The sequence below is a fragment of the Shewanella sp. BC20 genome (genome assembly GCF_003129585.1).
GTDB classification, from domain to species: Bacteria; Pseudomonadota; Gammaproteobacteria; order Enterobacterales; family Shewanellaceae; genus Shewanella; species Shewanella seohaensis.
The window spans coordinates 25,323-37,402 of the sequence record NZ_NHRI01000009.1 but is presented as its reverse complement, the minus strand read 5'-3'; the positions used below and the strand labels follow the sequence as shown (position 1 = coordinate 37,402).

Genomic DNA, 12,080 nt, shown 5'->3' with positions numbered 1-12,080 from the left:
CAAATTGTTTACATTTAACCCAAGGCGTTTTCTGACACAGCTCACATTAACCCTATTTTTTGCGAGTGTAATGAGTATAAATTCAGTTAATTTTGTTAATTATTTGTTTTATTATGGTTTTAATTAAGGTTTTTTTAATGCAAAAGCCGTTTTGAGCCTGGGATCCACTTTCAATCAATCCCCGCTTCTTGTTATCCTCCCGCCCGCACAAAAAAGTTGCAGCTTGAATTTTTATTCAGCCAACAATTTCCTCTCGTTCAGCCGGACCTGTTAATTGAAATTCGCACTCAGCCAATTTATCGCTGAAGGATTGAATCTCGTAGCGAGGTTCTCCCACTTCAGTATGACAAACTTAGCCCTGCTTTTTGGGTTACTGTTTGTGCTGCCCGCTGCTGACTTAGTGTCGGTGATGGTCGGCGGCTGCATCGATATTGGTGAGTTAATCACCCTGAGCGATGGATTTTTAATCGAGTTTTTCAGCGCCACGCTGCTGAGCATATTGCTGCTCAACCCCCAGATTATTAAGCAATTGTGGAATCTGTTCGACAATGGCTTCAAGTGTTTCAACAGCTTAGATTTAACTAATGCTGCCCAGTTTTTAGCACCCCCAAGGCTAAAATCCCTCGAGCACCTTGCGCACGGTTGTCGCGCCCCACCATTGTAACTCTCTGTTTTAAAATTCAAATTTAGCATTAAGCGCTGAAAGTCGATCCTCAATCTTGCATTGGGGTGGCAGGCATTTTTTGTGCCGCGCTCGAGCCACTTTCGGATTTGCCTTCGGATAACGCCGCTCAATGCTACTGCCAATCTCTCTGGGCAGAGTTGTAAACCTTAGGGTTAGAGGAATCTTCCTTTGTTAATTCGAAATTTAAGTAAAGTAGCATTCGCGGCGATAGCCCTGATGCTCGCAGGCTGTGATGGCGGCGTATTGGATCCCAAGGGCCAGATCGGTGTCGATGAAAAGCACCTGATCATCATCGCTACCCTACTCATGCTGATTGTGGTTATTCCCGTGATCTTCATGACTTTGTTCTTCGCATGGAAATACCGCGATGGCCGAGATCATGAGGTTTACGCCCCAAAATGGTCCCATTCAAGCGCGATTGAAACCGTGGTTTGGATTGTGCCTATTGTGATCGTTGTGATTTTGGGCGTGATTACTTGGGGCTCGACCCATGATCTCGACCCTTATAAACCACTCGAACACGAGGCCAAGCCAATTACGGTTGAAGTGGTTTCTATGGACTGGAAATGGTTGTTTATCTATCCAGAACAAGGTGTTGCATCGGTAAACGAACTGGCTTTCCCAGCGAACGTACCAGTGAACTTTAAGATCACCTCTGATACCGCAATGAACTCTTTCTTTATCCCGCAGTTAGGTAGCCAAATCTACTCAATGGCTGGGATGACGACTAAGTTGCACCTGATTGCCAACGAACCCGGTACCTATGACGGTATTTCCGCTAACTATAGCGGCGCAGGTTTTGCGGGCATGAAGTTTAAAGCCATTGCCACGCCAACGGCGGCCGACTTCGATGCTTGGGTAGCCAAGGCAAAACAACAGGCGACTAAGACCTTAGACTCTGCGACTTACCAAGCCTTAGCACAGAAGAGTGAAAACAATCCTGTTGAATACTTTGGCTCAGTTAGTCACGGCATGTTCGATCAAATCGTTATGCAATACATGCACATGGACTCAAACGAGCACATGGCAGGCCATGAAGGTATGGAACACATGAGTGCCGACCACAATATGGCTGGCATGCACCACGATATGGCGCATATGGCGAGCGAACAGAAGATGGCCGACATGGAAAGCTCAACCCATTCTGACACTTCATCAACAGAACACTCATCCACTCACCAAGTGGAGGCGGAGTAATCATGTCTTTTCTCGGTAAATTAAGCTTAGATGCGATCCCGTATCATGAGCCTATCATCATGGTGACCCTTGCGGTTGTTGCCGTGATAGGCCTGTACGTCGCAGCCTTGATCACTAAACACAAAAAATGGGGCGTGCTTTGGCACGACTGGTTAACCTCGGTTGACCATAAACGCCTCGGTATCATGTACATAGTGCTTGCCTTCATCATGCTGATCCGCGGTTTTTCCGACGCCATCATGATGCGTACCCAACAGGCACTGGCCACCAATGGCGCCGCAGGTTATCTGCCGCCTGAACATTACGACCAAATCTTCACTGCCCACGGCGTGATCATGATTATCTTTATGGCGATGCCATTTATGATCGGTCTAATGAACTTAGTGCTGCCACTGCAAATCGGTGCCCGCGACGTTGCCTTCCCCTTCTTGAACAACCTCAGCTTCTGGTTAACCGCGTCTGGCGCCGTGCTGATCAATATTTCATTAGGTTTAGGTGAATTCGCCCGTACCGGTTGGGTAGCTTACCCGCCGTTGTCTGAGCTGGCTTACAGTCCGGGCGTAGGGGTCGATTACTATATCTGGGCGCTGCAGATTTCGGGGATAGGGACAACCTTAACTGGGGTCAACTTTATCGCGACTGTGCTTAAGATGCGCGCTCCAGGCATGAAGCTGATGCAAATGCCTATCTTCACTTGGACTTGTACTTGGGCCAACATCCTGATCGTGGCGTCGTTCCCGATCCTGACCGCGGTTTTAGCGCTGTTAACACTCGATCGCTACATGGGTTTCCACTTCTTCACCAATGATGGTGGTGGTAACGCCATGATGTATATCAACCTGTTCTGGGCTTGGGGTCACCCTGAAGTGTACATCCTGATTTTACCTGCGTTCGGTATCTTCTCGGATGTGATTTCAACCTTTACCTCTAAGCGTCTGTTCGGCTATTCCTCAATGGTATGGGCCAGTGGCGCGATTTCGATCCTCGGTTTTATCGTGTGGTTACACCACTTCTTTACCATGGGCTCGAGCGCCAACGTCAACGCCTTCTTCGGCGTGATGACCATGGTGATTGCGGTCCCGACTGGGGTAAAACTGTTTAACTGGTTGTTCACCATTTACCGCGGCCGCCTGCGCTTAACCGTGCCAGTGCTGTGGACCTTAGGCTTTATGGTGACTTTCACCATTGGTGGTATGACGGGCGTGTTATTGGCCGTACCTGGTGCCGACTACGTACTGCACAACAGCTTGTTCCTGATCGCTCACTTCCATAACACCATTATCGGTGGTGCCGTGTTCGGTTACTTAGCTGGTTTTGCTTACTGGTTCCCGAAAGCGACGGGTTTCCACTTAAATGAGCGTTTAGGTAAAGCGTCATTCTGGTGCTGGCAGATTGGTTTCTATGTGGCCTTTATGCCGCTGTATGTACTCGGTTTTATGGGTATGACTCGCCGTATCAACCACATTGATAACCCAGCATGGAACCTGTGGATCTATATCGCTGCCGTGGGTGCTTGCATCATCATGGTCGGGATCATTCTGCAATTCGTGCAACTGTACGTGAGTATCCGTGACCGCGACCAAAACCGTGACACCACGGGCGACCCATGGAATGGCCACACGCTGGAATGGTCAACCGCATCACCACCACAGTTCTACAACTTTGCTAAGTTGCCACAAGTGTCTGATATCGATGCCTTTACCGATGCCAAAGAAAAAGGCACTGCCTATCAACGCCTCAAACACTATCAGCCAATTCATATGCCGAAAAATACCCCAAGCGGTATCTTAATGGCGCTGGGCATTACTGCCGCTGGTTTTGCTGCGATTTGGCACATTCTGTGGCTCGCGATTGTGGGCATGGTGGGCGCGTTTATCGTGTTCTTATTCCGTGCTTATAACAACGATGTGGACTATTACGTTCAACCCGATGAAGTGGCACGCATTGAAAATGCTCACTTAAACAATGTAGTAAGGGGCTGATATGAGTGTTGCAATCCCAGCTGATTTAGAAGTTGCTCACGCCGAGGAGCACCACGAGCACCATGACACGGGTGGCAACACCCTGTTTGGTTTTTGGCTCTACCTGATGACCGACTGCATCCTGTTTGCTTCGGTATTCGCCACCTACGCCGTGCTCTATATGAACACCGACGGCGGTGTATCGGGTAAAGACATTTTCGAACTGGACTTTGTGCTGATCGAAACCGCAGCCCTGCTGCTCAGTAGTATTACCTATGGCTTTGCCTTGATTTTCGCTAAGCGCCACAACAAGGCAGCAACCCTCACTTGGTTAGCCATTACCTTTGCACTGGGCTGTGTGTTTATCGGTATGGAAGTCTATGAGTTCCATCACCTGATCGAACATGGCAACGGCCCACAACGCAGCGCCTTCCTGTCATCTTTCTTCACCTTAGTGGGTATGCACGGCTTGCACGTGACCGCAGGGTTAATTTGGATGGCAATCATGATGATAGAAGTCGCCAAAACGGGCTTAGGCAACCGCAGTATCACTCGCCTGAGCTGCTTAAGCTTGTTCTGGCATTTCCTCGACATCGTGTGGATTTGCGTATTCACCGTTGTGTACTTATTGGGAGCATTGTAATGGGCGCACATACTCATTCGCATGATCATAGCCATGGCGCAGACGATCTGGCCGCCAGCATCAAGTCCTACTTAGTCGGTTTTGTGCTGTCAGTGGTGTTAACTGCCATCCCATTCTGGGCGGTAATGACCCATCACTTCGAGCAATCGACGACGCTTGCCATCGTCGTTGTCACTGCACTGGTGCAGATTTTAGTACACCTTAAGTACTTCCTGCACTTGGACTTCTCTAAGGAAGGCAAGATCAACACCTTCTCTTTCCTATTTACCGCACTGATCATCGTGATGGTGGTTGGCTTGTCGGTATGGATCATTCTCGAAGCTAACGCTTTGATGATGTAACGAGACACAGCAAATGAACGCACAAGCTAGATTGACATCGACGCAATGGAAAGCACGCTTCAAAGGGTATGTACAGGTGACTAAGCCTGGCATCATTTTCGGGAATCTGATTTCCGTTGCTGGCGGCTTCCTATTGGCCGCGAAGGGCGATGTGGATCTAGTCTTGATGCTGGCAAGCTTAGTGGGATTATCCTTAGTCGTCGCCTCAGGCTGTGCGATTAATAACTGTATTGACCGTGACATTGACGCCAAAATGCAGCGCACCTGCAAACGCGTCACCGTCACGGGTGAAATCCCCCTAAGCCATGTCTTGCTGTTTGGCATCGCCTTAGGCGTGCTTGGATTTGGCATCTTAGCCTTGTTCACCAATGCCTTAGCCCTGCTGTTTGCCGCTATTGGTTATGTCGTTTATGTCGGGATTTATAGCCTCTATATGAAGCGAAACTCGGTTTACGGCACCTTAGTCGGCAGCTTTTCGGGCGCAGTACCGCCCGTGGTGGGCTATTGCAGCGTGACGGGGCAAATGGATATGGGCGCAGTGATTTTATTGCTGATGTTCAGCCTCTGGCAGATGCCACACTCCTACGCCATCGCGATTTTCCGCTTTAATGACTATGCAGCCGCGAAGATCCCCGTGCTGCCAGTCGCCGAAGGGATGGCCAAGGCGAAGCACCATATAGTGCTCTATATCGCAGTGTTCGCCTTGGTCAGCACCATGCTGCCACTCGCAGGTTACACAGGCACCGCCTTTATGGCCGTGACCTGTGCCACCAGCCTTTGGTGGCTAACTATGGCCCTCAAAGGTTATCGTCAAGATGTGGATATGCCACGTTGGGCCAGACAAGTGTTTGGTTTTTCAATTATTACCATCACAGCACTCAGTGTAACCATGGCGCTGGATTTTCAAGCGGTCAGTCAAACCCCACTGTTTACCTTAGTGCGATAAACATAACCTTTATTCAAAAACAAAAGCGCTAACCTAGGTTAGCGCTTTTTTATTGCCGTAAGACTATCGTCAGATTTACGAACTTCCCAATACTTTAGTACCGTTTAATGACGGCAATCTCAGCCATCGAAGTTTATTGGACTACAATATCAAACGCCTATAAACGTTTATGTGCATTATTACAGGGAGTATTCGATGAAATTGATATCATCAGCCATAGTCTGTTTAAGCTTGAGCTCATTCGTACAAGCATCGAGTCCACCAAAACCCAGTGCCGAAACAATTTATATGGGCGGCAATATAATAACAGTGAATGACTCTGCCCCAACAGCAGAGGCATTAGCGGTAAAGAATGGGCGCATTCTTGCCGTTGGCAAAGCATCGGAACTGTTAAAACTCAAAGACAATAACACTCAAGTGATCAATCTCAATGGTAAAACGCTGATCCCAGGTTTTATCGACGGTCATGGTCATGTCTTCAATACAGGGATCCAAGCGCTATCAGCAAATCTGCTCGCAGCCCCTGATGGACACGTTGATAACATTGCGACACTGCAGCAAGCTCTAATCTCTTGGGCGAAAAAAACCGAAAATGCTCAGCACGGCATCATCCTCGGATTTGGTTACGACGATTCACAATTAGCCGAACAAAGACACCCAACGCGCCAAGAGCTAGATGAAGTATCAGAAGACATCCCTGTCCTCATCATTCATCAATCGGGTCATTTAGCCACCTTAAACAGCAAGGGATTAGCACTCGCGGGGTTTAACTCTGACAGTAAAGATCCTGAAGGGGGCAAAATTCGCCGCGAAGCAGACGGGAAAACACCCAATGGAGTATTAGAGGAAACCGCTTTCTTTGGCACTCTGCTACCACTGTTTGCCAAACTAAATGAACAAGAAAATGAAGCCATCTTTAATGCTGGGATGAAACTCTACGCCAGCTTTGGCTATACCACAGCTCAAGAAGGACGCGCCTCTAGCTCCGCAGTTAAAACCATGTATAACCTCGCGCAACAACGCAAACTGCCTATTGATGTCGCCGCTTATCCCGATATTCAAACCGCGCAGGATGTCATCGTTCCCCCCTATTACTCAGCAGAATACAATAATGGCTTTAGAGTCGCTGGTGCCAAATTAAACCTTGATGGTTCTCCTCAAGGAAAAACCGCATGGTTAACAAAGCCATACTTGATACCACCTGTTGGGCAAACACAGGGATATAAAGGCTATCCCAGTATGACCGATGAAAAGGCCGCCGAATATATTGCACTAGCCCAGAGCAAAGGTTGGCAATTGCTGACCCATGTCAATGGAGATGCAGCTATCGATCAACTGCTCAAAGGAGTCGAAGCAAGCGAAAGCAAACAAGGCAAACCCGATAGAGGCTTTATCGCTATCCATGCGCAAACCGCTCGCAAAGATCAAGTAAAGAGCTTTAAGCGCCTTGGCATATTTCCCTCTTTCTTCCCAATGCACACCTTTTATTGGGGTGATTGGCATATGGACTCCGTATTAGGCAAAGAGCGAGCACAAGACATCTCACCTATAGGCTGGGCGCGAGAAATCGGGATGATATACACCTCTCACCACGACTCCCCCGTAGCATTACCAAACTCGATGCGGGTCTACTCAGCAACAGTTAACCGTACTAGCAGAACAGGTCGAGTGTTAGGCCCAGCACAAAAAGCATCACCATTGGAAGGCCTAAAATCCCAAACTATTTGGGCCGCGACTCAGTATAAAGAGGAAAAAAATAAAGGCTCAATTGAGATTGATAAACTTGCTGACTTCGTTATTTTGTCTGACAATCCACTACAAATTACGCCAGAAGCCTTAGCTGATATTCAGGTACTAGAAACGATTAAAGAAGGAAAAACAGTCTATAAACTTGACGGTCAGAACAGCGCTAATAGTGGAAGTTGCATTGAATCGGCTCGTTGCCAAACCATTGCTACAACAACCATGGTCACGACAGGTCTATTGCATCACCCCCATTAAGCTATCAAGTAAAAATGTAGGTAGGAGAATTTTACTCCTATCTACACCTCTCATTTAGTAAATTGCCAAAACCATGACTCACCAAAGATTTACTTCATTGCCAATTTTACATAGACATCGAAGCGGTTTTTCTTAGTTTCGATAACCATACTGGGCTTAACGCCGGCGAGGTCTTCAGCATAATCGGGGCGCTTCACCACTACACGCTTACTGGCTAGAGCCATGGCTGGGGCGAGCAATCCATCGGCGTCGAGATCCGCACCGACTAAGGTTTGAAAGACACGCATTTCTTTTTTGACTAAGGCTGATTTGTCGCGGTGGGGATACATAGGGTCGAGGTAGACCACATCAACCTCTTGCTCCAATTTGGCGAGTGCTTCGAGGCTAGAACCATGGAAAAGCTGCATACGTTCACGCATCCAGTCGCCGATTTCGGCATCTTGATAGGCACGGCGCAGGCCATCTTCTAATAATACGGCCACTACAGGATGGCGCTCCACCATAGTCACAGTGCAACCTAAACTTGCCAGCACAAAGGCATCGCGACCGAGGCCCGCAGTACCATCGACCACTTTTGGCGTAACGCCCTGCTTTAACCCAACAGCCTTAGCAATCGACTGCCCACGACCGCCACCAAACTTGCGTCTATGGGCAACCGCGCCAGTCACAAAATCCACTACTATGCCATCGAGCTTAGGCTCATCGCGCTTATGTAGCGTCAAGGTGTCTGATTCAAAACGCAATTCAAACGGCGCATCGGCATCAAAAACCAGTTGCCAACGGGCACAAATGTCCACAAGAGTTGGAAATTGCTGATTAAAAAAAATCGGAGTCACAGGCTATCTTCAAAGCAACAAAATGATGGCTATTATGCCTAAAAATCTGCTTCGTGAATATGTAACTCCGTCAATCATCTTGTTAATGCTCATTATTCTATGAGTCAATTTGTCTAAGCCATCTTAGGGAAACTCAAACATGAGTCACAATGTAATTAACTGATTGATAAGGGCAAAAATCTATTTATATAACAGTTTAGCGATTTGTGTTATATGTTTTGTTCCGAGCCAACCTTGTGACTTCCATGCGGAATAAGGACATTTTTTGCTTAACTGGCTGAAAGGTTTTTTGTTTATCAGGGAGCAAGACTTTTTAAACCCCGATAGAACCATATTAAAAACTAGTTTATTGCGGATTATTTTGTTGAGTGGTGCCATTCTGACCACCAGCATAGTGCTGCACAGCTCATTGATCGCATATGAATTCAACCTCAGCTTTATTATTGGCATTACGGTCAGTTTTTTAACCGTCTTATTTCTCGCATTATGGTTTACCCGTCGGTATTTGCTGGCGAGCTCAATCAGCTTGCTGGCCATGGTGGTCGCGGCCTGCTTGGCAATACTGTTGTTTATTCCAGATTTTACCTTGTCGCAGGCAGGCATTACCTTCCTGTATACGCTGCCGCTGATGGTGCTTTTCCTGTTTGGTAGAAAAGTCGCCTTCTGGATGATGTGCTTCAATGTGCTGCCTTTCTTATTGCTACTGCGTAACCAGAATCTCCCGCCTATTGTCGATGTCGATATTAGCCTGCCAGCGACCCACGCTTACCTCAACGGGCTGTTGTTTATGTTTTTCAATATTTGTATCCCGTTGTCAGCCATGCGGTTGTTAAAAACCCAGAAAGTCCATGCGCAGCAAATGATCCAGCATCAACACGCGCTGCAACGCTCTTTAGATCAATATGCTGAAATCTTTGACAATAATGGCACTGCCTCCTTCTTCTGTAATGAAGATGGAGTGATCCTCAACTTGAATAATGCGGCAAAACAAATCGCAGGAGATGTCACACTTAATCGCACTCGCCTGTGTGATATTTTTGAAGTGGACCAAGATACCAGTACGAATTTGTTGGCCGCCTCATTCCATACCCGTTTAAAGCACAATAGCGGCAGCCGATATCTACTACAAAAAGCCTCATTAGAGCACCATGATACCTTGCTGTTTCACTGCCACGATATCACGGCACAAGCCAATCATGAGCTCGAACTCAATCGACTCAAAAAGCACCATATCAGTACCCATTTTTACGATTTAGTCACTGGCTTACCCAACGAGAACCACTGGTATAACCCGACACCAAGTGCCGCCCACCAGGAAATGACAGTCGCCTTGGTTAAGATCGATAATCTAAGCCAAATTAATGCCGCCTTTGGCATCAGCGTGGGAGATGCCATCCTCAAAGCCTTTGCCTTAGAGCTTAAAGAGCGCTTCAGCCATCAGGCCAAAATATATCGCTTTAGAGGTGCATCCTTTGCCCTGGAATTTACCGAACTACCACTCATCTCGCCAGAGACGCTCGCACCGCAATTACGTCTTCGCATTCCGACAAGTTTAAAACTTAAGCAAGAACAACAGATTGAATACCATTTAGAATGCCGTGTTGGCTGTAGTTCTGGCCATAAATCCGCTCCGCAGCAAGCCGCCGAGCAATGCTTGATTGCCATTAAACAAACCACCCAAGCCAACCCAGTTATGGTGTATTACGTTGGCTTGATTAACAATTTACTTGAGGCATCCTCGCAAGAAAGCAAAATCCGCGACGCGCTAAAACACAACCGACTGGAACTGTGGCTGCAACCAAAAGTGTTGGCAGATGGGCATATTATTAGCTTTGAAGCGCTCGCCAGAATGTTCGACAAAGACGGCAGTATGATCATGCCCAGCACCTTTATCCCCATCATAGAGTCATCACAGTTGCAGGCGATTTTCGCCATTAAAGTGTTTCGGCAATTACTTCAATTGATCCGTGCTTGGCCCAAAAATGTCCCTATGACTAAGATTGCCTTCAACCTATCGGGACAAGATATTTTGTCGGATCGATTCTTCAAGGTACTGATCCAGACATATATTAACCATCCAGAACTCATTCCAATTTTAGAAATTGAAATCACCGAAACCTCAGTGTTTTCCACCCACAAAGAAACTGGCAGACGCTTAAACACACTCGCGAGAATGGGCGTTTCCATTGCGATCGACGATTTCGGCACAGGCCATGCTTCCTTAAGCCAGCTGATTGACATAAGCGCCGATACAATAAAAATTGATCGCTACTTTGTTAGCCAGCTCGGCATTAGCGAGCGCCACACGCAAATTGTCAACGCGGCAATTCTGTTGGCGAAGAGTTTAAAACTGCATGTAATTGCCGAGGGGATTGAAACTGAAACCCAATTGATACAGCTCACAGCACTGGGGTGTGAACAATTCCAAGGCTACTTATTTGGCAAACCTGCACCAGCCTCGTTGTGGCTAAAAACCTATCAAATGCAAACCCCAACCCACTGGTTAGCACAGAAAAAAACGGCTAACTGAGGCATTCGTTTTACGCTTTAAGGCATCCTAGGTATAATTGCCCACATGCGTTTGCCTCCCTTTGCATTGTTTGCAAATAACTAGGATCCTCCATGTTAAGTTACCGCCACGGTTATCACGCCGGCAATTATGCCGATGTGCTGAAACACGCTATTTTGCTGCAAACTTTGCAGTTAATGCATAAGAAAGACAAACCCTTAGTCTATATCGATACCCATGCAGGTGCCGGCGGTTATGCGTTAACGGATGAGTTTGCTCAGAAGACGGGTGAATACCTCGAAGGCGTAGCTAAGCTTTGGAATAAAACCGATCTGCCAAAATCCCTGCAGGATTATGTAGATGCGGTGCGTCACTTTAATGAAGACAATCCAGAAGAACTCAACTTTTACCCAGGTTCTCCCGCCATTATCGATATGGAGCTGGGGCCGAAGGATCGTATGCTGCTGCACGAGCTGCACGGCACCGATCATCTGCTGCTGGATGAGTATTTCGAGCAGGATAAGCAGGTAAAAGTCATCAAGGGCGACGGCCTTAAAGGATTGATTGCTGCGGTACCGCCACTAGAGCGCCGCGCACTGGTACTTGTCGATCCCAGTTATGAGATTAAGACCGACTATCAAACGGTCGCCGAGACCTTAATCAAGGCGCACAAACGCTTTGCTACGGGCGTATTTATGCTCTGGTATCCCGTAGTCAACCGCGCGCAGACGGAAGAAATGCTTTCCCGCTTAGCTGGTAGCGGTATTAAGCGCCAGTTACGTATCGAACAGGCAATCAAACCGGACTCCAATGAATTTGGCATGACAGCCGCGGGACTATGGGTGATTAACCCACCTTGGCAACTGGATGAAATCGCGACTGAGATGCTCGATTACCTCGGCAAAAACTTAGGCCAAGCCGATGGCAATGTCATCGTTAAATGGGAAGTTGGCGAATAATC

10 protein-coding genes are annotated in these 12,080 nt (G+C 47.5%); 9 read left to right on the top strand and 1 reads right to left on the bottom strand.

Annotated elements, in window-relative coordinates; translation table 11 throughout:
* Window positions 1-343 precede the first annotated feature (343 nt).
* The 7 genes from CBX96_RS10860 to CBX96_RS10830 all read left to right on the top strand — a co-directional run bounded on the left by CBX96_RS10860 (window position 344) and on the right by CBX96_RS10830 (window position 7,774).
* On the top strand, window positions 344-664 hold the full coding sequence (locus tag CBX96_RS10860; protein ID WP_109286705.1) for a hypothetical protein: 321 nt from the start codon (window positions 344-346) through the stop codon (window positions 662-664).
* Window positions 665-853: 189 nt separating this feature from the next.
* Entirely contained in the window at window positions 854-1,882 is a 1,029-nt protein-coding gene (cyoA, locus tag CBX96_RS10855; RefSeq protein ID WP_109286704.1) for a ubiquinol oxidase subunit II, read from the top strand.
* A 2-nt stretch (window positions 1,883-1,884) separates the two neighbouring features.
* The gene (cyoB, locus tag CBX96_RS10850) at window positions 1,885-3,864 is read left to right on the top strand and encodes a cytochrome o ubiquinol oxidase subunit I (protein WP_088212523.1); all 1,980 of its coding nucleotides are present in this window, start codon (window positions 1,885-1,887) and stop codon (window positions 3,862-3,864) included.
* A gap of 1 nt (window position 3,865) precedes the next feature.
* Entirely contained in the window at window positions 3,866-4,486 is a 621-nt protein-coding gene (gene cyoC, locus CBX96_RS10845) for a cytochrome o ubiquinol oxidase subunit III (protein WP_011718747.1), read from the top strand.
* Entirely contained in the window at window positions 4,486-4,827 is a 342-nt protein-coding gene (gene cyoD / locus CBX96_RS10840; protein ID WP_023266130.1) for a cytochrome o ubiquinol oxidase subunit IV, read from the top strand. The genes cyoC and cyoD overlap by 1 nt, the downstream gene beginning before the upstream one ends.
* Window positions 4,828-4,840: 13 nt before the next feature.
* Complete coding sequence (gene cyoE / locus CBX96_RS10835; RefSeq protein ID WP_109286703.1) at window positions 4,841-5,773, top strand: heme o synthase; 933 nt, start codon at window positions 4,841-4,843, stop codon at window positions 5,771-5,773.
* 195 nt (window positions 5,774-5,968) lie between these two features.
* A complete protein-coding gene (locus CBX96_RS10830; RefSeq protein ID WP_109286702.1) occupies window positions 5,969-7,774 on the top strand; it encodes an amidohydrolase in 1,806 nt (601 codons plus the stop codon).
* An 89-nt stretch (window positions 7,775-7,863) separates the two neighbouring features.
* Here CBX96_RS10830 and CBX96_RS10825 read toward each other — a convergent pair whose 3' ends face one another.
* The gene (locus tag CBX96_RS10825) at window positions 7,864-8,610 is read right to left on the bottom strand and encodes a class I SAM-dependent methyltransferase (RefSeq protein ID WP_109286701.1); all 747 of its coding nucleotides are present in this window, start codon (window positions 8,608-8,610) and stop codon (window positions 7,864-7,866) included.
* A 265-nt stretch (window positions 8,611-8,875) separates the two neighbouring features.
* Here CBX96_RS10825 and CBX96_RS10820 point away from each other — a divergent pair, with 265 nt between their 5' ends.
* Window positions 8,876-11,140 carry an EAL domain-containing protein gene (locus CBX96_RS10820; protein WP_109286700.1) on the top strand — a complete coding sequence of 755 codons (2,265 nt, stop codon included), beginning with the start codon at window positions 8,876-8,878 and terminating at the stop codon, window positions 11,138-11,140.
* Between the two features lie 92 nt (window positions 11,141-11,232).
* Entirely contained in the window at window positions 11,233-12,078 is an 846-nt protein-coding gene (locus tag CBX96_RS10815) for a 23S rRNA (adenine(2030)-N(6))-methyltransferase RlmJ (protein WP_109286699.1), read from the top strand.
* Window positions 12,079-12,080: the final 2 nt, after the last annotated feature.